Origin of the sequence: Pseudomonas sp. 22189 (assembly GCF_052045635.1) — a bacterium.
In the GTDB taxonomy this organism is placed as follows: Bacteria; Pseudomonadota; Gammaproteobacteria; order Pseudomonadales; family Pseudomonadaceae; genus Aquipseudomonas; species Aquipseudomonas parakoreensis.
Genome location: NZ_JBQEPG010000004.1, coordinates 137,893 through 159,917 on the forward strand (window position 1 = coordinate 137,893; position 22,025 = coordinate 159,917).

Annotated in this window: 22 protein-coding genes; 9 read left to right on the forward strand and 13 right to left on the reverse strand. The window is 62.0% G+C overall.

Features of this window, described 5'->3' with window-relative positions:
* Positions 1-2: 2 nt before the first annotated feature.
* Both ACTJKS_RS05460 and ACTJKS_RS05465 read right to left on the reverse strand, forming a co-directional pair.
* Positions 3-1,064, reverse strand: coding sequence for a Gfo/Idh/MocA family protein (locus ACTJKS_RS05460; protein ID WP_108183872.1), 1,062 nt, complete (start codon positions 1,062-1,064; stop codon positions 3-5).
* A gap of 229 nt (positions 1,065-1,293) precedes the next feature.
* Positions 1,294-2,070 carry an IclR family transcriptional regulator gene (locus ACTJKS_RS05465; protein ID WP_262948109.1) on the reverse strand — a complete coding sequence of 259 codons (777 nt, stop codon included), beginning with the start codon at positions 2,068-2,070 and terminating at the stop codon, positions 1,294-1,296.
* Positions 2,071-2,245: 175 nt separating this feature from the next.
* Here ACTJKS_RS05465 and ACTJKS_RS05470 point away from each other — a divergent pair, with 175 nt between their 5' ends.
* The 4 genes from ACTJKS_RS05470 to ACTJKS_RS05485 all read left to right on the forward strand — a co-directional run bounded on the left by ACTJKS_RS05470 (position 2,246) and on the right by ACTJKS_RS05485 (position 6,836).
* Positions 2,246-3,985, forward strand: coding sequence for an FAD-dependent oxidoreductase (locus ACTJKS_RS05470; RefSeq protein ID WP_262948110.1), 1,740 nt, complete (start codon positions 2,246-2,248; stop codon positions 3,983-3,985).
* On the forward strand, positions 3,969-4,802 hold the full coding sequence (locus ACTJKS_RS05475) for an aldo/keto reductase (protein ID WP_262948111.1): 834 nt from the start codon (positions 3,969-3,971) through the stop codon (positions 4,800-4,802). The genes ACTJKS_RS05470 and ACTJKS_RS05475 overlap by 17 nt, the downstream gene beginning before the upstream one ends.
* Before the next feature lie 189 nt (positions 4,803-4,991).
* The gene (ypfJ, locus tag ACTJKS_RS05480; protein WP_047296725.1) at positions 4,992-5,882 is read left to right on the forward strand and encodes a KPN_02809 family neutral zinc metallopeptidase; all 891 of its coding nucleotides are present in this window, start codon (positions 4,992-4,994) and stop codon (positions 5,880-5,882) included.
* Positions 5,883-6,836, forward strand: coding sequence for an alpha/beta fold hydrolase (locus ACTJKS_RS05485; RefSeq protein WP_041065155.1), 954 nt, complete (start codon positions 5,883-5,885; stop codon positions 6,834-6,836). It abuts the gene before it with no gap.
* 106 nt (positions 6,837-6,942) lie between these two features.
* On the opposite strand, the gene ACTJKS_RS05490 is transcribed toward ACTJKS_RS05485, so the two are convergent.
* The 3 genes from ACTJKS_RS05490 to ACTJKS_RS05500 all read right to left on the reverse strand — a co-directional run bounded on the left by ACTJKS_RS05490 (position 6,943) and on the right by ACTJKS_RS05500 (position 9,077).
* Complete coding sequence (locus tag ACTJKS_RS05490; protein WP_262948112.1) at positions 6,943-7,536, reverse strand: HAD family hydrolase; 594 nt, start codon at positions 7,534-7,536, stop codon at positions 6,943-6,945.
* Entirely contained in the window at positions 7,533-8,402 is an 870-nt protein-coding gene (gene tesB / locus ACTJKS_RS05495; RefSeq protein WP_003228466.1) for an acyl-CoA thioesterase II, read from the reverse strand. The genes ACTJKS_RS05490 and tesB overlap by 4 nt, the downstream gene beginning before the upstream one ends.
* Before the next feature lie 105 nt (positions 8,403-8,507).
* Positions 8,508-9,077 (reverse strand): GNAT family N-acetyltransferase, encoded by a 570-nt coding sequence (locus ACTJKS_RS05500; protein ID WP_041065149.1) that lies wholly within the window; start codon positions 9,075-9,077, stop codon positions 8,508-8,510.
* 82 nt (positions 9,078-9,159) lie between these two features.
* On the opposite strand from ACTJKS_RS05500, the gene ACTJKS_RS05505 reads away from it, so the two are divergent.
* Both ACTJKS_RS05505 and ACTJKS_RS05510 read left to right on the forward strand, forming a co-directional pair.
* Complete coding sequence (locus tag ACTJKS_RS05505; RefSeq protein WP_047296732.1) at positions 9,160-10,080, forward strand: histone deacetylase family protein; 921 nt, start codon at positions 9,160-9,162, stop codon at positions 10,078-10,080.
* A 280-nt stretch (positions 10,081-10,360) separates the two neighbouring features.
* Positions 10,361-11,605 (forward strand): TIGR03862 family flavoprotein, encoded by a 1,245-nt coding sequence (locus ACTJKS_RS05510; RefSeq protein WP_108184436.1) that lies wholly within the window; start codon positions 10,361-10,363, stop codon positions 11,603-11,605.
* Between the two features lie 135 nt (positions 11,606-11,740).
* Here the strand turns inward: ACTJKS_RS05510 and ACTJKS_RS05515 are convergent, their stop codons facing one another.
* Together ACTJKS_RS05515 and yedA are read right to left on the reverse strand one after the other, a co-directional pair.
* Entirely contained in the window at positions 11,741-13,081 is a 1,341-nt protein-coding gene (locus tag ACTJKS_RS05515; RefSeq protein ID WP_041065140.1) for a DEAD/DEAH box helicase, read from the reverse strand.
* 65 nt (positions 13,082-13,146) lie between these two features.
* Positions 13,147-14,088, reverse strand: coding sequence for a drug/metabolite exporter YedA (yedA, locus tag ACTJKS_RS05520; RefSeq protein WP_198760371.1), 942 nt, complete (start codon positions 14,086-14,088; stop codon positions 13,147-13,149).
* A gap of 163 nt (positions 14,089-14,251) precedes the next feature.
* On the opposite strand from yedA, the gene ACTJKS_RS05525 reads away from it, so the two are divergent.
* Positions 14,252-14,704 carry an Lrp/AsnC family transcriptional regulator gene (locus ACTJKS_RS05525; protein ID WP_041065134.1) on the forward strand — a complete coding sequence of 151 codons (453 nt, stop codon included), beginning with the start codon at positions 14,252-14,254 and terminating at the stop codon, positions 14,702-14,704.
* 144 nt (positions 14,705-14,848) lie between these two features.
* Here the strand turns inward: ACTJKS_RS05525 and ACTJKS_RS05530 are convergent, their stop codons facing one another.
* From ACTJKS_RS05530 to ACTJKS_RS05540, 3 genes are all read right to left on the reverse strand, one after another.
* A complete protein-coding gene (locus ACTJKS_RS05530) occupies positions 14,849-15,454 on the reverse strand; it encodes a 3'-5' exonuclease (RefSeq protein ID WP_041065131.1) in 606 nt (201 codons plus the stop codon).
* 35 nt (positions 15,455-15,489) lie between these two features.
* Positions 15,490-15,969, reverse strand: coding sequence for a LabA-like NYN domain-containing protein (locus ACTJKS_RS05535; RefSeq protein ID WP_007963710.1), 480 nt, complete (start codon positions 15,967-15,969; stop codon positions 15,490-15,492).
* Between the two features lie 245 nt (positions 15,970-16,214).
* A complete protein-coding gene (locus tag ACTJKS_RS05540) occupies positions 16,215-16,973 on the reverse strand; it encodes a DUF2076 domain-containing protein (protein WP_145598324.1) in 759 nt (252 codons plus the stop codon).
* 178 nt (positions 16,974-17,151) lie between these two features.
* On the opposite strand from ACTJKS_RS05540, the gene ACTJKS_RS05545 reads away from it, so the two are divergent.
* Both ACTJKS_RS05545 and ACTJKS_RS05550 read left to right on the forward strand, forming a co-directional pair.
* Entirely contained in the window at positions 17,152-17,826 is a 675-nt protein-coding gene (locus ACTJKS_RS05545; protein ID WP_262948113.1) for a YciC family protein, read from the forward strand.
* 74 nt (positions 17,827-17,900) lie between these two features.
* Positions 17,901-18,980: an endonuclease/exonuclease/phosphatase family protein gene (locus ACTJKS_RS05550; protein ID WP_108183882.1), complete on the forward strand. Its 1,080-nt coding sequence runs from the start codon at positions 17,901-17,903 to the stop codon at positions 18,978-18,980.
* A 116-nt stretch (positions 18,981-19,096) separates the two neighbouring features.
* Here ACTJKS_RS05550 and ACTJKS_RS05555 read toward each other — a convergent pair whose 3' ends face one another.
* From ACTJKS_RS05555 to ACTJKS_RS05565, 3 genes are read right to left on the reverse strand one after another with little or no spacing between them, the layout of a single operon-like run.
* Positions 19,097-19,933, reverse strand: a complete 837-nt coding sequence (locus ACTJKS_RS05555; protein WP_041065116.1) for an ABC transporter ATP-binding protein — start codon at positions 19,931-19,933, stop codon at positions 19,097-19,099.
* Positions 19,921-20,724 (reverse strand): ABC transporter permease, encoded by an 804-nt coding sequence (locus tag ACTJKS_RS05560; protein WP_041065113.1) that lies wholly within the window; start codon positions 20,722-20,724, stop codon positions 19,921-19,923. The genes ACTJKS_RS05555 and ACTJKS_RS05560 overlap by 13 nt, the downstream gene beginning before the upstream one ends.
* A 10-nt stretch (positions 20,725-20,734) precedes the next feature.
* On the reverse strand, positions 20,735-21,721 hold the full coding sequence (locus ACTJKS_RS05565) for an ABC transporter substrate-binding protein (protein WP_108183883.1): 987 nt from the start codon (positions 21,719-21,721) through the stop codon (positions 20,735-20,737).
* Positions 21,722-22,025: the final 304 nt, after the last annotated feature.

A 22,025-nucleotide genomic window follows, 5' to 3' on the forward strand; every position in this document is an offset into this window, starting at 1 on the left:
GCTCAAGCCTCGACCGCTGCCGGGGAACAGGCACGGCCGCTGGCCGCCGCTTCACGAATCGCCTCGACCAGTGCCAGGGTTCGCGCGGCATCGGCGGCACTGACTAAGGGTTCGACTTCACGCCGCGCGACCTGCACAAAATGTTGCAGCTGCAAACGCAACGCGTCCCCGCCCTCACACGGTTCTTGCAGCGCGATCAGCGGTTCGTGCCAACCGGCATCGACTTGATCGGCAGCGTAATGCCAACGCTTGAGTTGCGGAATGCTTAACGCTCCGGCAGTGCCCGCCAGCAAATAACACGGCTGATCGGCCTGACGCGGGTAAACCGGGTTCTCTGCGGAATTCAGCTCCCAGCTCCATGGCGCGGCGACCGCATCGGAACCGCTCAGCGTGCCCAGTGCACCGCCGGCAAATTGCAGTAACACCGCGACGCTGTCTTCGTTGGCAAAACCCCGCACCGCGTTGTCGGTGACGGCCTGTACCGACTGCACCTCCCCGCACAGGTGACGCAGCAGATCGAGGTCGTGAATCAGGTTGGTCAGCAACAGGCCCGCGCCCGGCTCACGGCGCCACGGGACCTCGAAATAACGGTCGGGTTTGCGTAACTGGAACAGCGCAGTAACCATGGTCAGCCGCCCGAGCGCGCCGCTGCGCAGCAATTGGTGGGCACGCACGATCAACGGATTGTGCCGCCGATGATGGCCGACCAGCACCGGCACGCCGCTGCGTTTGACCGCCGCCACCAGTTTGCGCACCTCATCCCTGTTCACGCCCACCGGTTTCTCCAACAGCACCGGCACGCCAGCGGCGAGGCAATCCAGCGCCGTGCTGACGTGCTGATTATTCGGGTTGGCCACGATCACCGCGTCGGGCCTCACCTGCTCCAGCATCTGCCGGTGATCGGCGAAATTCGCCACGCCCCACTGCGCCGCCAGCGCGGGAGCCTGCGGGCCGGGATCGGCCACTGCACACAACCGGGCTTCATCGAGGGTTTGCAAGTGCTGGTAATGCTGCTGGCCCATGTTGCCGGCGCCGATCAGGGCGATACGAAGGGGCGGAGTCAAGGCGCGATCCTCTTGTGATTGTTGTTGGAAATGTCACTCCAGTAACAATTTAGAATCGAGTTCCATAATCAAACACCCGCTAATGGAAAATCCGTGCGAACACCGCACAACTTCGTACACGACGCTCAACCTGTAGGAGCTGCCGCCGGCTGCGATCTTTTGCTCTTGATCTGAAAAACAACGTCAAAAGATCGCAGCCTTCGGCAGCTCCTACAAAGATCGGCGCGGGTCAGACAAACAATTCGGACGCCAGACTCGCCGCCGACAACTCCTCGGTGAACTTCATCAGCAACGGCGCCAATTCATGCAGCCGCGCGCCGGGCATCCGTGCGCTTGGCCCGGCGATGCTCAGTACGCCGATCACCCGTCCGTCAACGGGATGCTTGACCACCGCGGCAATCGCCGAAGTGCCCACCGCCGAACTTTCCTCGACGCAGGCATAACCCTGCTCCCGCGCCAGCCGCAGGCGCTCGAGCAACTCGATATTGGAGCGCGGCGCATTCGGCCCAATGCCCACCGGCACTTCCGCGCCCTGGCGCTCGACCAGCGACAACGCCTCGGCATCGCTCATGCAGGCCAGCCACGCGTGCCCGGAAGCGGTGTAGAACAACGGCGCGTCGCGGCCCATGTCCGGGTCATAACGCAGGCCCGTCCGGGCGCCCTGCGCCTTGGCGATCCAGGTCTGGCGCTCGCCATCGATCACCCCCAGACGCACCAGCTCACCGGTTTCCTGAGCCAGTCGATCCAGCACCGGTTGCACGATGTCGGCACCGCTGCTCGACAGGTACTGAAACCCCATCGCCACCAGTTTGGTCGACAGGTGATAGCGCAAAGTCTCGGCATTCTGTCGCACGTAGCCCAGCCGAATCAGCTCCGCGAGCATGCGGTGGGTGGCACTTTTCGGGATGTCCAGTTGCTCGGCCAGGGTCTGCATCGGCAGCCCGCGCGGCTCACTGGTGAGGCTTTCCAGCACACTGAAAACCCGTTCGATCTGACTGCCGGCCATGGGAAGATCCAAATGAAATTTCGCCGATTCTAAAAGACATCCGAGACAAAGCGAAATCCGGAACTGGCCGTGCGATAACCGCCCACTTTACTGAACCATGCCTTGTTGCAGCTGCACTTCATTGGTTAATTTCTGGAATCTAATTCCAATAAACCCAGTTGCGGAGCTTTGCCTGATGCCTGCCGAACTTCCCGAAATCGACTGCGACGTTCTGGTCGTCGGCTCCGGTGCCGCCGGTTTATCCACAGCGGTCACTGCCGCATGGCACGGTCTGAAGGTCATCGTGGTTGAAAAAGATCCGGTGTTCGGCGGTGCTACCGCGTGGTCCGGCGGCTGGGCATGGGTACCGTGCAATCCGCTGGCCCGACGCGCCGGCATCGTCGAAGACGTCGAGCGACCGCGCACTTACCTGCGCCACGAACTCGGTGAGCATTACGACCCGGCCATGGTCGACGCCTTCCTCACTGCCGGACCACACATGGTCGCGTTTTTCGAACAGCACAGTGCTTTGCAATTTGCCGACGGCAACGCCATCGCCGACATCCATGGCGATACGCCGGGCGCTGGCACGGGCGGGCGCTCGGTCATCGCGGCGCCTTACGACGGACGACAAGTCGGACGCCTGCTCAAGCGCCTGCGTACAACGATGCGCGAAACGTCCTTCATGGGCATGCCGATCATGGCCGGCGCCGACCTTTCGGCGTTCCTCAATCTCACCCGTTCGCTGAAAGCGGCTTGGCATGTAACCCGTCGTTTTACCCGACACTTGCTGGATCTGGCGGTACACGGCCGGGCCATGCAACTGGTCAACGGGGTGGCGCTGGTCGCAAGGCTGGCGAAATCCGCCGAGGACCTTGGCGTCCTGTTATGGGAGTCGGCGCCGGTGAGCGAACTGCTGCGCGATGAATCAAGGGTTTGCGGCGCCGTGGTCAACAGCGCAAAAGGCCCGATCCGCGTCCATGCACGCAAAGCCGTGGTGCTGGCCGCCGGCGGGTTCGCCAATGACATCGAGCGGCGCAAGGCCTTGTTTCCGCGCACGCCCACAGGTCATGAACACTGGGCACTGCCACCGCTGGCGGTCAACGGCGATGGCCTGCGTCTGGGCGAAAGCGTCGGTGCCACGGTCAACACCGACGTGGCGTCGCCCGTGGCCTGGGCGCCGGTCTCGCAAGTGCCCCATGCCGACGGCAGCATCGGCCATTTCCCGCACATCATCGAACGCGGCAAACCGGGAATCATCGGCGTACTGCGCAACGGCCAGCGTTTCGTCAATGAAGCCAATGGTTACTTCGACTACGTCAGCGCCATGGTTGCCGCCACCCTGGAAGGCGAGGAAGTCGCCTCGTGGCTGATCTGCAGCCGCGCCTTTCAACGGCGTTATGGCCTGGGCATGTCGCGGCCCTTTCCCGTTCCGCTGTCAGGATTTATCCGCAGCGGCTATCTGAAAACCGGCAACACCCTTGAAGAATTGGCCAGCGCCTGCGGTATCGATCCTGGCGGGTTGCGCCGCACTGTTGATCACTACAACTCGCATGCGCGCCTTGGCGAAGACCCGTTGTTCGGTCGCGGTGCAACGCCCTACAACCGCAAACAGGGCGATCCGGCGAACCTTCCCAACCCCTGCGTTGCCCCAATAGAGGCCGGCCCCTTCTATGCCGTGAAAGTGCAACCGGGCTGCTTCGGCACCTTTGCCGGGCTCAAGGTCAACCCGCAGGCGCAAGTGCTCGACGCCCATGCCCGGCCCATCGCCGGGCTCTACGCCGCCGGTGGCGACATGGCCAGCATCATGGGCGGGCACTATCCGGCAGGCGGGATCAACCTCGGCCCGGCGCTGACGTTCGGCTACATCGCCGCCCGGCATATCGCCGGCATCACTGCTTTCGAACAGGAGATCGACCATGCAGCACATCGTTAACGCCCAAGGTTTGAACATGCCGAAACTCGGCCTCGGCACCTGGCCGATGCTCGGCGACGAATGCACCCGTGCCGTCGAGCAAGCACTGGAACTCGGCTACCGGCACATCGACACGGCAGCGGCCTACAACAACGAAGACGCGGTCGGACAAGCATTGGCGAATACACCGACACCCCGCGAGCAGATTCATGTCACCACCAAGGTCTGGTGGGACCAGTTGCAACCCGACGCCATGCGCCACTCGATGGAACGAAGCCTCAAGGCTTTGCGCAGTGAGTATGTCGACCTGTTCATGATCCATTGGCCGAGCATTGACTGGGACTTGCCGCGCACGATTGAAACCCTCGCATCCTTCAAGGAGCAAGGTCTGGCTCGCAACATCGGCGTGGCGAATTTTCCGCTGCCGCTGCTGCGCAAAGTCGTCGAGGAATACGCCATCCCTCTGTCAGCGATCCAGGTCGAGTACCACGTCTTGCTCGGACAAAACGCCCTGCTCGACTATGCCCGCCAACACGATTTGGCACTGACGGCCTACACGCCATTGGCGCGCAACAAGGTCTCGGAGATTCCACAGATTCAGCAGATTGCCGAAAAACACGGCGTGCTGCCGACTCAGGTGGCGTTGAAATGGCTGCTGGATCAGAACAACGTGGCAGCGATTCCCAAAGCCAGCAGCCGGGCCAATCAACTGGCGAACCTGGCTTCACTGCAGGTTGAACTGGACGCTGAAGACCGCGCACTGATCGCCGCACTGCCGAAAAATCAGCGTCAGGTCAGCCCGGATTTCGCCCCGGTGTGGGACGCCTTCGATCGCTGACGCACAGTGCGAAAGGAGAAATCCGCCAACGGATTGAATTAGTCGCGCACACGCTCGTCAATAACAGGCCCGCCCTCGTCACCCGAGGCCGGGCCTGCTTGCGTGTGCGCCAATGGACGGACGACCGGACTGGCGCCACACTCACACACCAGCAACACTCATCACCACGTACAGATAGAGGATTCCCACATGCTATGGAAAAAAGGCCGACGCAGTGACAACGTCGTCGATGCCCGTGGCGATGATAGCGGCGGTGGCGGCGGCATGCGTTTCGGTGGTGGCAAAGGCCTGAGCCTCGGAGCGATCCTGCTGATCGTCGGCATCGGCTGGATCACCGGGCAGGACCCGCTGCAGATCCTCGGCCAGCTCACCGGGCAAATGACCGAACAATCGGCACCGGCCTCGACGCAAACCCGTCAGGCGCCACCGGCCAACGACCAGCAGGCCGAATTCGTGCGTTCGATCCTCGGCGATACCGAAGACACCTGGGGCGCGATTTTCCAGCAGGCCGGCCGCCAATATAAGGACCCGACTTTGGTGCTGTTCAGCAACCGGGTGAATTCCGCCTGCGGTCTGGCGACTTCGGCGACCGGCCCGTTCTATTGCCCGGCGGATCAGAAAGTCTATCTGGACATGGCCTTCTTCCAGGAAATGGCCCAGCGCTTCAAGGCTGCCGGCGACTTCGCCCAGGCCTACGTGATCGCGCACGAAGTCGGCCACCATGTGCAGACGCTGCTCGGCGTCTCGGCGAAAATTCAGGCAGCCCGGCAGCAGGGGCGGCAGATGCAGGGCGACGGCGGTTTGCTGGTGCGTCAGGAATTGCAGGCTGACTGCCTGGCTGGCGTCTGGGCCTACCATGCGCAGCAGCGCCTGAACTGGCTGGAACCGGGTGACGTCGAAGAGGCCTTGAACGCGGCCAACGCCATCGGTGATGATCGCCTGCAACAACAGGGTCAGGGTCGAGTGGTGCCGGACTCGTTTACCCATGGCACGTCAGCGCAAAGGGTGCGCTGGTTCAAAACCGGATTCGCCCAGGGCCAGGTCGGCCAGTGCGATACCTTCGCGGCGAAAAACCTGTAAATGCACAAATGGCTTTTGGCGTTACTGATCATCGGCGGCAGCGCACACGCGGCGGGCGTCGATGCCATCAGCTCCGGGCGTCTGCAACTCAAGGCCGGCGAAATGGCCGTGGGCATCAGCCCCGCACCGGAAAAAATCGAGCGGGTGCTGATCGTCATTCACGGCCGTCTGCGCAACGCCGAAACCTACCGCAAGAGTGCCGAGCACGCCACGGAATTGGCCGGACAAACTGCGCACACGCTGGTGATCGCGCCGCAGTTTCTCAATGAAAGCGACGTCGCCCTGTACTCGCTGCCCAACACGTTGCTGCGCTGGAAAGGCAACGAGTGGATGGGCGGCGGGTTATCCACAGGGCCGAATCCGCTGAGTTCCTACGCCGCGCTGGATGAAATCGTCGCCCGGGTCAGCGACCGCAAGCAGTTTCCGGATGTGAAACAGATTGTGATTTTCGGCCACTCGGGTGGTGGCCAAGTGGTGCAGCGTTATGCCCTGCTGGCAAAGGATCAACCGGCGCTGAAGGCCAACGGCATTCGCCTGCGGTACGTGGTGGCCAACCCGTCGTCATACGCGTATTTCAACGAACAGCGGCCAGTGGCCTTCGATCACGCACAGTGCCTTGGGTTTAATCGCTGGAAGTACGGCCTGAGCGACATGCCGGTGTACGCCGGCGGGCAAACGCCGTTGCAGCTTGAAAGCAGTTACATCAAGCGCGAGGTGATTTATCTGCTCGGTCAGCAGGACACCGACCCGCAGCATCCGGCGCTGGACAAGAGCTGCGCCGCCGAAGCCCAGGGCGCGTATCGACTGGAACGCGGCAAACTGTTTTTCGGCTACCTGCTGCGCCGGCATCCGGAAGGGGTGAATCAGCGGCTGGTTGAAGTGCCAGGGGTCGGGCATAACGGCGATGGGATGTTGACGTCGCCGGAGGGGCAGAAAGCGCTGTTTGATCAGTAATTCTTGCGCTGGCCGTTCTGGCCTCATCGCGGGCAAGCCCGCTCCCACAGGGGAATGCATTTCAAATNGCTTGCCCGCGATGGGGCCCTTTCAGGCGCTAAAGAACTCAGGCCAAAAGCATCCGCCGCAACTCGACACAATCCTGCGCATGCCAGTCGGTCAGCTCCGGCCACGGGTTGTCCGGCAGATTCACCAGCACCGTCCGCGCCCCGGCCGCCCGCCCGCAATCCAGATCAAAGCGGTAATCCCCGACCATCACCATCTCGCGCGCCGGCACGTTCCAGGCCTCGGCCAGTTTCAGCAACCCGCCGGGATGCGGCTTCGGCGGTGCTTCATCGCGGCCCAGCACATCGTCCACAGCGAAGCAGTCGGCCAGACCGATGGCTTCGAGCGTCACATGCGCCAGCTCCCGCGCGTTGCGCGTCAGGATGCCCAGGCGATAGCCCCGCCCGTGCAGATCGCGCACCAACTCCACCGCACCGGCAGCCGGTTTCGAACCCAGCGCCAGATCGCGCTCATGCTCCAGCAGCCAGGCATGTTTCGCCGCCGCTTCGTCGGCCGGCAGCGCCGCGAGGTGGGTGAGAATGTCGTCCTCGGGCGGAATCGCCAGCGCCACGCGGATCGCCGCAAAGTCATGCACGGCGACGGTCAGCGTGCCGTCCATGTCGAACACCCAGTGCTTCACATCGCTCAGGCTCATGCCCAGTCCTTGCGGTGACGAATCAGGCCTTCCTGGGTCACCGACGCCACCAGTTGCCCGGCGCGGTTGTACACGCTGCCACGGGAGAACCCACGGGAATTACCGGCCCACGGGCTGTCCATCGCGTAGAGCAGCCAGTCATCGGCGCGCAGATCATTGTGGAACCACAGTGCGTGATCGAGGCTGGCGACCTGCATGTCTTTCTGCCAGACCGACTTGCCGTGGGGCAGCATCGAAGTGGTCAGCAGACCGAAGTCCGAGGCGTAGGCCAGCAGGTATTTGTGCAGCGCCGGAATATCCGCCAGCGCGCCATCAGCACGGAACCACACGTACTTCACCGGATCGGCCGGCTGCGGGTTGTACGGGTCCTTTTCGGTGACCGGGCGTACTTCGATCGGTTTCGGGCACAGCAGTTTTTCGCGCATGTGTTCCGGGATCAGGTGCGCGCGCTGCTGGGTCAGTTCCAGCTCCGACGGCAGGTTTTCCGGACCGACCACCACCGGCATCTGGCTCTGGTGCTCGAAGCCTGCCTCGTCGTACTGAAACGACGCGCTGCAGGTAAAAATCGGGTGGCCCTTCTGGATCGCGGTGACCCGCCGGGTGCTGAAGCTGCCGCCATCACGCACGCGATCCACCGAGTACACCACTGGCAATTTGGCGTCGCCGGGGCGCAGGAAATAACCGTGCATCGAATGCACATGGCGCGCCTCTTCAACCGTCTGACTGGCCGCCGACAGCGACTGGCCGAGCACCTGCCCACCGAACAACTGACGGAAACCCAGGTCCTGGCTGCGGCCACGGAACAAATTTTCCTCGATCGGCTCCAGGGTCAGCAGGTCGACCAGATCTTCCAACACTTGGCTCATTCAGACTCTCCTCACACAACGCTATGCCGCGCAGTCTTGGCTGCGGCGGCCCATTCAGGTTCTGGCGCGAGCCATTGTCGCGCCATTGTAAACGTCCGTGTCGGCTTAGCCATGCAGGGTTTGCAGCCATTGCTCCCTGGTAATCCGGTACAACACATGCCGGCGCAACGGGTGATCGACGGCAACTTTGGGGTGATCGAAATCATCGGCCGGATCGTGCTGCATGCCAATCGCTTGCATGACTTTCTCCGAGGGCAGATTGCTTTGGGCGGTGAAGGACACGATTTCCTTCAGCGACAACCGGTCAAAGCCGCAACGCAGAGCGGTCCATGCCGCTTCACTGGCGTAGCCCAGCCCCCAATGCTCGCGGGCCAGGCGCCAGCCAATTTCCACCGCTGGCGTGAACGGGGCATCGAAACCGACCACACCCAGACCGGTGAAACCGATGAACTCGCCGCTGTCCTTGCGCTCCAGCGCCCATAATCCGAAGCCGTGTTCGGCAAAATGGCCGCGCACCCGACCAATGAGCGAAGCACTTTCCAGGCGGCTCAAGGGCTGTGGAAAGTAACGCATGACCTGCGGATCGGCACACATCGCCGCAAATGCCGGCAAATCCTCGTCCTGCCATTGGCGCATCAGCAATCGCGCACTTTCCAGTTGCAGTATCGGCTCCATCATGCCCCTCCGTTTCCATGCCGCAAGTCTACATCGCTGGTAGGATCGTTCACTCTTTCCATCGTTCCTACATGAAGTCGCCATGCCACTGCCGTTGATCTACCACGAAGACTACAGTCCCGAGTTTCCGGCGGATCACCGCTTTCCGATGGACAAGTTCCGTTTGCTGCGCGACCACCTGGTCGACAGCGGCCTGACCCGCGACGCCGACCTGCTGCGCCCCGAGATCTGCCCCAACGACATCCTCGCCCTGGCCCATGACCGTCGCTATATCGAACGCTACATGAGCGGCGAGTTGTCCCGCGAAGACCAGCGGCGCCTTGGCTTGCCCTGGAACGAAGCGCTGGCGCGGCGTACGGTGCGGGCGGTCGGCGGTTCAATTCTGGCGGCAGAAAAAGCCCTGGAGCATGGTCTGGCCTGTCACCTCGCCGGCGGCACCCATCATGCCCACTACGATTACCCGGCCGGCTTCTGCATTTTCAATGACCTGGCGATCATCAGCCATTACCTGCTGCAAAGCGGCCGGGTGAACCGGGTGCTGATCTTTGATTGCGACGTGCATCAGGGTGATGGCACCGCACGCATCCTCCACGACACGCCGGAGGCGATCACCGTTTCCCTGCACTGTGAAAAGAATTTTCCGGCACGCAAGGCCGAAAGCGATTGGGACATTCCGCTGCCTAAAGGCATGGGCGATGGCGACTACCTGAAGGTGGTGGATGACACACTCAACTACCTGCTGCCGCTGTATCAACCGGACCTGGTGCTGTACGACGCCGGGGTCGATGTGCACAAGGACGACGCCCTCGGTTATCTGCAGCTGACAGACGAAGGCGTCGCCGCCCGCGATGAAAGCGTGATGCGCCATTGCCTGGGCCGCGACATCCCGGTGGTTGGCGTGATCGGCGGTGGCTACAGCAAGGATCGCCACGCCCTCGCCCGCCGCCACGGCATCCTGCATCACAGCGCGCAACGGGTCTGGACGTCACACGGTTGTCACTGAGCTGTGCTGCGTTACCCACAATGGCTGTGGAACGGCCTGTGGATAACCTGAGCGAAAGGGACTACAGCCCGCAGCGAACACGGTGTACAGCGCGATGGTTGTTTTTTAACCAGGCCACCAGATTTACCGTCGATCCCCCTGTAGGAGCTGCCGCAGGCTGCGATCTTTTGATCTTTGTTTTCTCAAGGCCAAGATCAAAAGATCGCAGCCTGCGGCAGCTCCTACACGGATCCCGGCTGTTAGAATGCGCGCCTTATCCCGCCATACCGCAGCGCACGCCATGACCCAGACCTCCGCCCCCCTCCCCGCTCACGTCGCCATCATTGGCGGTGGCCCCGCCGGCCTGATGGCCGCCGAAGTGCTGAGCCAGGCCGGCGTGCGCGTCGATTTGTACGACGGCATGCCCTCGGTGGGGCGCAAATTCCTGCTGGCCGGGGTCGGCGGCATGAACATCACTCACTCCGAGCCTTACCCGGCGTTCCTCGCGCGCTACGCCGACCGCGCACCGCAGGTCGCGCCGTTGCTGCGCGGCTTCGACGCCGACGCGTTGTGCCGCTGGATTCATGAGCTGGGCATCGAGACCTTTATCGGCAGCTCCGGCCGGGTATTCCCCACCGACATGAAAGCCGCGCCGTTGCTGCGCGCCTGGCTCAAGCGCCTGCGCGACAGTGGCGTGGTTATCCACACCCGCCATCGCTGGCTCGGCTGGGATGCACACGGCGCTCTGCGCATTGCCAGCCCCGATGGCGAAATCACCGTCAAACCCGACGCCACCCTGCTCGCCCTCGGCGGTGGCAGCTGGTCGCGGCTGGGTTCGGATGGCGCGTGGATGCTGCCGCTGGAACAAAAAGGCGTAGGACTGGCTCCGTTACAGCCGAGCAATTGTGGTTTCGAAGTGCAGGCCTGGAGCGAGTTCCTTGTCAGCAAATTCGCCGGCGCACCGCTGAAAAATGTCGCCATCGGTTTGAACGACGATGTGCCGCGCCTGGGCGAATGCGTGATCACTGCAACGGGCGTTGAAGGCAGCCTGATCTACGCGTTGTCAGCGCCGATCCGCGAGGCGATCAACGCCCACGGCTCAGCCACGGTGCACATTGATCTGCTGCCCGGCCGGCCTGTGGATAAATTGCAGGCAGCGTTGAGCAAACCGCGCGGCTCGCGCTCGATGGCCAAGCATCTGCATAGTCAGGTCGGGATTGATGGGGTGAAAGCGGCGTTGTTGCGCGAGCTGAGTGACGCGGCAACCTTCAATGATCCGGCGCTGCTGGCGCGGGCGATCAAGGCGTTGCCGTTGACCCTGGTGAAAACCCGTCCGCTGGACGAAGCGATCAGCAGTGCCGGTGGCGTGACGTTCGAGGCGCTGGATGAGCGCTTGATGCTCAAGGCCTTGCCGGGGGTGTTTTGCGCGGGGGAGATGCTGGATTGGGAAGCGCCGACGGGCGGCTATCTGCTGACCGGGTGTTTTGCCAGCGGGCGGGCGGCGGGGTTCGGCTTGCTCGAGTGGCTTCAGCACAAATCCCTGTAGGAGCTGCCGAGTGAAACGAGGCTGCGATCTTTTGACCGTTAAAAACAAGATCAAAAGATCGCAGCGTGCCGCAGCTCCTACAGGGAAATGCATTCCCGACGTACCAGCGAAGGTGTCCTTAGCGATGCCACATCATCAAGGCTTGCGCTTGCGCGGCCCGGTATTGAACACCGGCACTTTACGCACAGGCTTGATCGACGGCTCCGGCGCCTGGGTGTCGCCACTGTCGACCCACTTGCCCAGATTGCGTTTGCCGCCACCGCCACCGGAGGTCTTCGGCTTTTTCGGTTTCTTCGGCTTCTTGATCACCTGACCGCTGGCATCGGTCTCCGGCACACGGTGCTCAGGTTCGAAGTCCGGCTCGTTCTGGCGCTTCAAGGTCTGACGGGTGAGCATCTCGATTGCCGAGAGCATGTTCACTTCATCGGCACACACCAGCGAGATCGCCTCGCCCGTTGCACCGGCACGGCCGGTACGACCGATGCGATGGATGTAATCCTCGGCCACGATCGGCAGGTCGAAGTTGACCACCAGCGGCAAATCTTCGATATCCAGACCCCGAGCCGCGACGTCGGTCGCCACCAGAATCTGCACTTCACTGAGTTTGAAACGATCCAGCGCGCGCTGACGGGTCGCCTGCGGTTTGTCGCCGTGAATACCGTCGGCGTTCACACCGAGGCCCTGGAGTTTTTCCACCAACGCGTCCACGCCGTTGCGGGTCTTGGCGAACACCAGCACCTGCTTCCACTTGTTCTTGCGCATCAGGTGCACGAACAGTTCCGGCTTGCGCTTCTTGTCCACCGTCACCACCCACTGCTTGACGGTGTTGGCCGCGACGTTGCGCGGGCTGACTTCGATGCTCAGCGGATCGTTGAGCATCTGCCCGGCCAGCAGGCGGATGTCATCGGAGAAGGTCGCGGAGAACAGCAACGTCTGGCGCTTCTTCGGCAGCGCGCGATAGATGTTCGCCAGCTCTTCGGAAAAGCCCAGGTCGAGCATGCGGTCGGCTTCGTCGAGCACCAGGGTTTGCAGCTGATTGAATTTCAACGCGTTCTGGCGGAACAGGTCGAGCAGACGGCCCGGGGTTGCCACCAGCAGGTCGACGCCGCCGCGCAGTTTCATCATCTGCGGGTTAATGCTGACACCTCCATACACCGCGTAAGTGCGCAGCGGCAGGTTTTCAGCGTACTGGCGTACGGATTCGTGAACCTGCTCGGCCAGTTCGCGGGTCGGTACCAGAATCAGCGCACGCACCGAGTTGGCGGTGACTTTCGGCCCTTCCATGGCCAGCAACTGCAGCAGCGGCAAAGCGAAACCGGCGGTCTTGCCGGTACCGGTCTGGGCCGCAGCCATCAGGTCGCGACCGGCCAGCACGGCCGGAATGGCTTGCGCCTGGACCGGCGTCGGGGTCTGGTAGCCGAGCTTCTCAAGGGAGCGCAGCAAGGGTTCGATCAGGCCAAGGGTGGCGAAAGTCATGGGAGTACCGTAGGAAAAATCAGCGCGGTTGCGCAAAACAAGGGTGCAATGGCGCGCAGTTTACCCTAATTCACACGCGGTTCTGCTGGAACGGCGGTCTTCGGCGGCTCCGCGACCAGCGGCTGCGCCGGCCGCCGCCATTGCGGCAGACCGATCAGCACCACGGCACTGATGATCACCAGCATCGCCAGCGCTTCTTCCATGCCGATGGTCTCGCCGACAAACACGATCCCCAGCAACACCGCCACCGCCGGGTTGACGTAGGCATAGCTGGTGGCCGCCGCCGGACGCACGTGTTTGAGCAGGTACATGTAGGAATTGAAGGCGATGATCGAGCCGAAGAAGATCAGATACCCCAAGGCCAGCCAGCCTTCCACCGGTGGCAAGGCTTGCAGGTGTTCGCCGCTGACCGCGCTGCCGATCAGCAGGACCACGCCGCCCACCAGCATTTCCACGGCACTGGCCATCGCCCCTTGCGGCAGCGGCAGATGCTTGCTCCACACAGAGCCGAAGGCCCAGGTCGCCGCCGCAAAAATCAGCAACGCCGCGCCCAGCGGACTCGATTGCAGGTTGGAACCCATGTTGAGCATGGCAATGCCGACGATCCCCAACGCCACCCCGGCCCACTCCAGCCGCGTATTGCGCGCGCCCCAGAAATACCCGAAGAGCAACGTGAACAACGGCACGGTCGCCACCGCCAGTGCCGCCACGCCGGACGCCACACCCGTGTGCTCGGCGACACTGACCGCGCCGTTACCGAAGCTGAGCAACAGAATCCCGATGATCCCCGCCGCTTTCCACTGCACCCAGGTCGGCGCCGGCGCGCCACGCCAGCGCAGGAAGGCGTACATCAGGCTGCCGGCAATCACGAAGCGCACCCCGCCGAGCATCAGCGGCGGCCAGTATTCGACGCCGAGGCGGATTACCAGATAGGTCGATCCCCAAATCACATACAGCGCGAAAAACGCGGCGATCAACGGCAAGGAAAAACGGCGCAAGGCAGGCATGGGCAGCTCGACAGTCAGAGACAGGGTGAGGATTATTCTAGAAAGGCCCGTGAGCAAAAATAAGTTACAAAACCTGTTTATCGCGCCGGTACACTTTTGAAACAACGGAGATCGACGGGATAAGCCGTGATTTCGAAAGTCTGGCATTTTCAGGAGTCCGGCCTTGGACAAATACGACCGCATGCTGCTCAGCGCCCTGTTGGAAAACGGTCGCGCGTCCTACGCCGATCTGGCACGCAAGGTGAACCTGTCCGCCCCGGCAGTGGCCGAACGGGTGGCCAAGCTTGAGGCGTCCGGCGTGATCACCGGGTATCAGGCGAACATCGACCTGTCGAAAATCGGTTTGCCGATCCAGTGCATGATCGAATTGCGCCTGCACCAGAACGGCAGCCAGAAGGTCTACGACGAACTGGTGAAAATCCCGCAACTGACCGAATGCTTCCGTGTGACCGGCGATCCATGCGTGATGATGAAGGGCGCGGTGGGCTCGATGACCGAACTGGAGGAACTGATCAATCACGTGGCGAAGTTTGGCTTCAGCAAGACCTCGATCGTGTTGTCCAGCGCAATCGAGAAGCGCGTGCCGCTGAGCCATATAGAAGCCAACGGCAAATAGTTCGGGCCAACCACAAATCCACTGTAGGAGCTGCCGAAGGTTCGGGCCGCGTTCGGACGATCTTTTGACTTTGACTTTTAAAAGCAAGATCAAAAGATCGCAGCCTTCGGCAGCTCCTACAAAGGTTCTGTGTTGGTCTCGGGATCAGCGGTAGCGCTGCAGGTGTTCGCTGACTTTGGCCGCCGGGACTTTCTGCAGTTTGCACAGCAAGTCATGGTTCAGCTCACGCACGCCATGCTTGTGCCGCAGCTCTTGCGCCAGATGCGCCATCAGATTGGCCGCCATCTCGGCATCCGCCATGGCCCGGTGCGCCTGGCCGGTGTGCGGCAGGCGCGCAAATGCGGTGAGCGTACCGAGCTTGTGATTGGGTGCCGCGGGCATCAGGCGGCGGGCCAGCAGCAGTGAACAGGCGAAGTTCTGCAGACGGGTGCGTTTGATCCGTCCCAGTTCAAAGTCCCAGAATTTCTGGTCGAACGAAGCGTTGTGCGCCACCAGCGGCGTGCAGCCGACGAATTCGTTGACCTCTTCCATTACCCGCTCCGCCGCAGGCGCGGTACGCAGCATGGCGTTGCTGATGCCGGTCAGTTGTTCGATGAAGGCCGGGACGCGCACGCCGGCATTCATAAGGCTCTGGTAACGCTCGACGATACGGCCGTTTTCCAGCATGACCACGGCGATTTCCGTGGCGCGACAGCTGCTGTTCGGCGACAGGCCGGTGGTTTCAAAGTCGATGACTGCAATGCGTTCCAAACCGGGTTCAACTCCGTTCAAATCAATTTTTCAGCTTAATTCTTCAGCAACAACGCGCCTTCGATCGGCACGTAACGGCTGGCGGCGCGGATCAGCGAGTTGGCGGTCAAGCCGGGCACGCCGTAGGCGACTGCCTGTACGCCGTGCTTGCTGATGATGCGTTCGAGCAGCATGTCGAAGTCGCCGTCACCGGAGGCCAGGACGATTTCGTCGACGTGGTCGGCGGCGTCCATGATGTCGAGGGTGATGCCCACGTCCCAGTCGCCCTTGGCCGAGCCGTCGCTGCGCTGGATGTAGGGTTTGAGTTTCACGGTGAAGCCGAGGTTGCGCAGGATCTGCTGAAACTGCTGCTGCTTGCTGTCGCCACGGTCGATGGCATAGGCATAGGCCTCGACGATCTGCCCCTGTTTGCTGATGTCAGCCCACAGCGCGGCGTAGTTGAAATGGCAACCATAGGCCTGACGCACGGTGTAGTAGAGGTTCTGCACGTCGGCGAACACTGCGATTTTTTTCACCGGGATTCCTGTGAGCGCATAGCGCACGAAGCGGGATCAGGCGCCTGGCCCGAAAAAGGCGCTCAGTATGCCAGTCCACAGGAAGGTGGCGCGAATAATCGACCCACCACTCCAGACGGATGGTGGACTGTGGCGAGGGGATTTATCCCCGATGGGCAGCGCAGCGGCCCCGAAAATGGGACTGCTGCGCACTCCATCGGGGATAAATCCCCTCACCACAGGTTTGATACTGGCGGGCTGATCAGTCAGACAAACGAATCGTCGTCATCGAAAAACGACGAGCTGTCATCGCTGTAGTCCGTGTCGGTAAACCCGCCCTGGTCATTGCCAGAGAAACCGTTATCGGCCACACGCTGGTCATTGCCCCAGTCATTGCCGCTCTGGTCGGCCACCTGCGCCGGCTCTTCCTTGATCACTTCAACGATTTCTTCAGGCTGCTGGTTGTGATGGAACAGGCTGCTGATGCCCTGTGCCAGCATCACTCCACCGGCCACGCCAGCGGCGGTTTTCAGGGCGCCGCCGAGGAAGCTGCTGCCCGCAGCCGGGGCGGCTTGCTGCGCGTAATTGGGCGGTGGTGCGGCATAGTTCTGTTGTGGCGCTGGCGCCGCATAGTTCTGTTGCGGTGCCGGTTCACGCCAGCCGCCGGTGGAGGCCGGAGCGCTCTGGGTCGGCGCCGGACGCGAGCTGCTGCCGCCGAAGATGCTCGACAGGAAACCGCCACCGCCGCTTGGCGCCGGGGCCGCACTCTGAGCCTTGGCCGCTTGCAGTTCAGCCTGCAATTGCTGGACTTGCTGGGTCAGCAGCTTGTTCTGTTCGTCGAGGCTCTTGATGGCCGCCTCTTGCACCAGAATCGCCTGGGTCATGAAATAACCTGCCGCCGGCTGGCGGGTCAGGTGTTCCTTGATCCGCGCCTCGGCCTGGGCGTCGCGCGGGGCTGCCTCCGTTTCGGCCTGTTGCAGCCGGGAAAACAGTCCATCGATCAGGGTTTGCTCTTCGCTGTTCATGGCGACCTCGTAGATTGCCGGGGATAACGTTGCCCGTGCCCACTGCGGACATGGCGCACCTCTGTAATGGAGGCAGTGACAGGATGTTTCAACGACCTTTACCGAATGTTTACGTTTGTGTCGGCCCACGCATCATCGGTTAAAGTGAGCCACTGTTTTCCACCTGCGATACCGACTGATGAATGCCTTCGATGTACTGCGCGACTCTCTGTATTTTTTCAAACGCCACCTGAGCAGCATCGTGCAGCTGTGCCTGCCGCTGGTGATCTTCGAGGCGGCGCTGCAGCAAGTGGTGGACCATGTCACCGACCCGGACAGTTTCTCCGCCGCCAGCGTGGTGGTCGGTCTGCTGGTGTATCCGTTGTACACCGCCGCGCTGATCCTGTTCCTCGACGCCCGCACCCGCGGCGAAGCTCCGCGCAATCTCGATCTGCTGGCGATGTCCGCGCGCCTGTGGCCGCGTTTCGCCCTGCTCACGGCGCTCAATACCTTGCTGATTCTGCTGGGGCTGTCGTTGTATTTCCTGCCAGGCTTGATGCTGATGGTCATGCTCGCATTTGGTGAGTACCTGCTGGTGTTGCGCGGTATGGGGCCGTTGCAGGCGATGAAGGAAAGCCTGCGCCTGACCCGCGGGCATTTCTGGCGGATCCTGCTGTGCATTCTGTGTGTGATGGGGCCGTTGTGGCTGCTCAAGGGCGCGACCCTGGCGGCCTACCCCGACCCGCAGAATCCGCTGATCGCGGTAATGATCGACAGTGCGCACAGCTTCCTGCAGCTGTTCACCAGCGTGGTGCTGTTCCGTCTGTTCATGCTGATCAGCGAATTGCCTGACAAACGTAGCGGAGCAGTCTGACTTCAGGAGACTTGGGCCAAGCGTCTGCGGTCGGGTATGCTCGCAAGCACTTTTGTAACGCGATAAGCCGAGCCATGCCCCGTCTGCTGCGCTACTCCCTATTGTTGATCGTGCTCGCCATCGCCCTGATCGGCGGGCTGATCTACAGCCTGACCTGGCGCCCCGGCGCGCGCGAAACCTTGCCGGTCACCTGCACCGGCACCCCACCGACACTGGTGCCCGGGCAGGCACTGAAAGTCATGACCTGGAACGTGCAGTACCTGGCGGGCAAGCGCTACGTGTTCTGGAACGACCTCGCCCAAGGCACCGACGAAGCGCCAACCCCGGAAGACATGGCCTTCAGCCTCGACGAGGTGGCGCGGGTGATCCGGGACGAGCAGCCCGACGTGGTGCTGCTGCAGGAACTGGATGACGGCGCCAAGGCCAGTGATTACCAGAACCAGCTCAAGTTGCTGCAGGAACGGGTCACCGACCTCTACCCGTGCAGCGCTCACGCGTTCGACTGGAAGGCCGATTTCGTTCCCGACCCGCACATTTTCGGCAGCGTTGGCCGGCAATTGGCGACCCTCAGCCGCTACCGCATCGAACACGCCGAACGCCTGCAATTACCGGTGCCGCCGGCGAATATCATCGCTCGACAGTTCGCACCCAAGGATGCGTTGCTCGCCACCAAGCTGCCGCTGAGTGACGGCGGGCAACTGACGGTATTCAACACCCATCTGGATCGCGCCAGCCAACCCGACGAGACCTTGCAGGCGCAAGTGACGGCGGTGGCCAAGGTGCTCGACAAGTATGAGAGCCAAGGCCTGGCGTGGCTGATCGGCGGCGATTTCAACCTGTTGCCGCTGGGCCAGTATCAACGCCTGCCCGCTGAACAGCGCACGCCCTACTCCGTCGACAGCGCCCTGCATCTGTTGTGGGACAAGTACCCGATGATCCCGACCAACAACGAGGCCAGCGGCGTCGACCGCGCCCACTGGCTGACCCACTACCCCAACGACCCCGGCCTCAACGGTCCGGATCGCACCGTCGACTACCTGTTCTACAGCCCGAAAATCAAACGGGTCGAAGCGAACGTGCGCCAGGACGATACCTTGCGCATTTCCGATCATCTGCCGGTGATTGCGCGGTTCCTGCTGCCCGCGGCTCCCTGATCACCAATGACCCCTGTAGGAGCTGTCGAGTGAAACGAGGCTGCGATCTGTTGATCTTCAAAAAACAAGATCAAAAGATCGCAGCCTGCGGCAGCTCCTACAGGGGACTCATGTGATCAATGGACTTCTTCCAGGTCGTCATGCAGCAAGCCGAAAATCTCCCGCTTCATGTCGATAAACGAGCGCTCCATCACCATGTCCAGTGAGCGCGGACGCTCGATCGGCACGTCGAGGATCTGCTTGATCCGCCCCGGTTTGGCGCCCATGACATAGACCCGGTCGCCCAGCAGGATCGCCTCGTCGATATCGTGGGTGACGAACAACACGGTCTTCTTGCTGTTGCCCCACACCCGCAACAATAACTGCTGCATTTGCAGGCGGGTCTGGCTGTCGAGGGCGCCGAACGGTTCGTCCATCAGCAGAATCTGCGGGTCGTTGGCCAGCGCCCGGGCAATCGCCACGCGCTGCATCATCCCGCCCGAGAGCTGCTTGGCGTAATTGTCAGCAAACCCGGCAAGCCCGACTTCGTTGACGTAGTAATCGACAATTTCCTTGCGCCGCGCCGCCGGCATGCCACGCCGCTTGAGGCCGAACTCGACGTTCTGCCGCACCGTCAGCCACGGAAACAGTGTGTAGCTCTGGAACACCATGCCGCGATCGGCACCGGGGCCCTGCACTTGCTGGCCGCCGACGTAGATCTCGCCGGAGGTTGGCTCGGCGAGGCCGGCGGTCAGGTACAACAGGCTCGATTTGCCGCAACCCGACGGCCCGACCAGCACCGCGAACTGCTGATCCGGCACCTCGAACGACACCTGTTCCAGCGCCGTGAACGTACCGCCATCAGGCTTTTTGTAGCGCAGGCTGACCTTGTCCACTTGCAGGCGCGGGGCGGCTTGCGGCGCCGCAGCGCGCGATTCGGTAAAGCGATGATTGGCGGCAGTTACTGAGCCCATGCGGCAACCCTCAGGCGGAGAAAGCGGAACAGTTGATCGGTGACCAGCCCCAGCAGGCCGATGATCGCGATGGCGAGGAAAATCACGTCGACCTGAAAACCGCGCATGGCTTTCAGGCTCAGGTAACCGAGGCCACTCGACGCGGCGACCAGTTCGGCCACCACCAGATAGGTCCAGGCCCAGCCCATCGTCACGCGCAAGGTGTCGAGCACGCCGGGCACCGAGGCCGGGGCGATCACATGCAGCACCGCGTCGCGGCGGTTGGAACCGAGCGTGTAAGAGGCGTTGATCAGGTCCTTGGAGATGCCCTTGGACACATCCGCGATCATCACCAGTTGCTGAAAGAACACGCCGAAGATGATCACCGATACCCGCTGCTCCAGACCGATGCCAATCCACAGGATGAACAGTGGCACGAACGAGGTCACCGGCAGGTAACGGATGAAGTTGACCAGCGGTTCGAGAAACGCCTGGACGATGCGAAAGCTGCCCATCAGCAACCCCAGCGGTACCGCCACCAGCGACGAGACGATGAACCCGACCATCACCACTTCGACACTGGCCCACACATGGGTGCCAAGGGTGCCGTCGCGGCTCAGGCGCACGGCGGCTTCAACCACCGCGCCGGGCGTCGGCAGAAACATCCCCGGGACGATGCCGCCGTAGGACAGCCCGGCCCACAGTCCGACCAGCAACACCCAGGCCAGACCACTGGCGCTCCATACCACCGGGACCGGCAAGCCGGTCTTCGGTGTGATGCAGCGACTCAGCCATGAATTGCGCTTGAACATGACCAGTCTCCTAGAGCGGGCTGACGAAACGGTTATCCACCAGATCATCGTTACTGACGTTGTAGGGTTTGCCCTGCAATTCACTGGCGGTTTCGTTGGCCAGTTTGATCAGCGGTGCACTGTCACCCGGCGCGCCCGGTTTGCCCAGCAGCTTCTCGCTCATGGCCTGATCGTAGAAACGCACGCCTTGTGCTGCAGCAGCCAGTTCCTTCGGATCGGACAGATAACCGCCGACGCCCTTGGCCATGATTTCGTAGGCTTGCTGTGGATGGTCCTTGGTGTATTGCACCGCCTTGTAGAGACCGGCGACCAGCGCCTTGACGTCTTCGGGCTGCTTCTCGATCACCGTGCAGTTGAGCGCCACGACATCGACAATCACCCCGGGCGTGCTGCTGCTGTCGATCAGCACTTTGCCCTGCTGCTTGTCGCGCACCATCGACAGGTGCGGTTCCCAAGTCACGGCCGCCGGCACGCGACCGGCAATGAACGCGGTGGCAGCATCGTCGGCAGTCATGTTCTGCACGGTGATGTCGCTCATTTTCATGCCGTTCTTTTTCAGCAGATAGGAGAGCCAGAACTGCGAGGTCGAACCTTCGTTGACGGCCACGGCCTGGCCCTTGAGTTCCTGCAACGACTTCACGTCCTTGCCCACCAGCACGCCGTCGCCACCATGGCTGTCATCCAGTGCCGCCACAGCCTTGAAGCAGAACTGCGGACGGTATTTGAGCACTTCGTCGATGGTCGAGGCCGAACCGGAGAGTTGTCCGGAAGCCTGTGCGGCCATGTACATCGAAGCTTCCTCTACCACCGGCAACTCGACGGTCAGGCCGTTTTCCTTGAAGTAGCCCAGGTCCTGAGCCAGATACAGCGTGCCATAACCCACCCAGGTGGTATGGCCGATGGACAAGGTACCGGCCTGCGCGCCGGTCGCGACCGTGGCCGCCAGGGCGGTGATCGCCAGTGGAAGGGTGAGACGGAGACACAAGGACTTGATCATGGAGCACTCCCGACGCTGTTGATTTAGTTTTGTCATGGGCAGTACGGCCAGCACCAATGATGTGAATCCACGCTGCGGTCTCTGCTGGACTCTGGCGTGAACCACCGGGCTGGCAAGATCGATGGTGGCCCATGTGCGGGCTGAGGAAAATCAGGAAATTGTTGGCAGCAAATGATGAAAAAACTGCTTAGCGTGCACCGCAAAAGCGCGACCTGAGCAGGGATGGTGCACAGTCCTGAAAAGCAAAAGATCGCAGCCTTCGGTGTAGCCTACAGGGTTCAGGTTCGCCCGGTGTAGGAGCTGC

Coding starts and splice junctions, on each gene's coding strand:
- ACTJKS_RS05475 (WP_262948111.1), top strand. CDS start 3,969: ATGCAGCACATCGTTAACGCCCAAGGTTTGAACATGCCGAAACTCGGC.
- ypfJ (WP_047296725.1), top strand. CDS start 4,992: ATGCTATGGAAAAAAGGCCGACGCAGTGACAACGTCGTCGATGCCCGT.
- ACTJKS_RS05465 (WP_262948109.1), bottom strand. CDS start 2,070: ATGGCCGGCAGTCAGATCGAACGGGTTTTCAGTGTGCTGGAAAGCCTC.
- ACTJKS_RS05545 (WP_262948113.1), top strand. CDS start 17,152: ATGAATGCCTTCGATGTACTGCGCGACTCTCTGTATTTTTTCAAACGC.
- ACTJKS_RS05470 (WP_262948110.1), top strand. CDS start 2,246: ATGCCTGCCGAACTTCCCGAAATCGACTGCGACGTTCTGGTCGTCGGC.
- ACTJKS_RS05565 (WP_108183883.1), bottom strand. CDS start 21,721: ATGATCAAGTCCTTGTGTCTCCGTCTCACCCTTCCACTGGCGATCACC.
- ACTJKS_RS05550 (WP_108183882.1), top strand. CDS start 17,901: ATGCCCCGTCTGCTGCGCTACTCCCTATTGTTGATCGTGCTCGCCATC.
- ACTJKS_RS05490 (WP_262948112.1), bottom strand. CDS start 7,536: ATGAGCCTGAGCGATGTGAAGCACTGGGTGTTCGACATGGACGGCACG.
- tesB (WP_003228466.1), bottom strand. CDS start 8,402: ATGAGCCAAGTGTTGGAAGATCTGGTCGACCTGCTGACCCTGGAGCCG.
- ACTJKS_RS05485 (WP_041065155.1), top strand. CDS start 5,883: ATGCACAAATGGCTTTTGGCGTTACTGATCATCGGCGGCAGCGCACAC.
- ACTJKS_RS05500 (WP_041065149.1), bottom strand. CDS start 9,077: ATGGAGCCGATACTGCAACTGGAAAGTGCGCGATTGCTGATGCGCCAA.
- yedA (WP_198760371.1), bottom strand. CDS start 14,088: ATGCCTGCCTTGCGCCGTTTTTCCTTGCCGTTGATCGCCGCGTTTTTC.
- ACTJKS_RS05555 (WP_041065116.1), bottom strand. CDS start 19,933: ATGGGCTCAGTAACTGCCGCCAATCATCGCTTTACCGAATCGCGCGCT.
- ACTJKS_RS05510 (WP_108184436.1), top strand. CDS start 10,361: ATGACCCAGACCTCCGCCCCCCTCCCCGCTCACGTCGCCATCATTGGC.
- ACTJKS_RS05515 (WP_041065140.1), bottom strand. CDS start 13,081: ATGACTTTCGCCACCCTTGGCCTGATCGAACCCTTGCTGCGCTCCCTT.
- ACTJKS_RS05505 (WP_047296732.1), top strand. CDS start 9,160: ATGCCACTGCCGTTGATCTACCACGAAGACTACAGTCCCGAGTTTCCG.
- ACTJKS_RS05540 (WP_145598324.1), bottom strand. CDS start 16,973: ATGAACAGCGAAGAGCAAACCCTGATCGATGGACTGTTTTCCCGGCTG.
- ACTJKS_RS05560 (WP_041065113.1), bottom strand. CDS start 20,724: ATGTTCAAGCGCAATTCATGGCTGAGTCGCTGCATCACACCGAAGACC.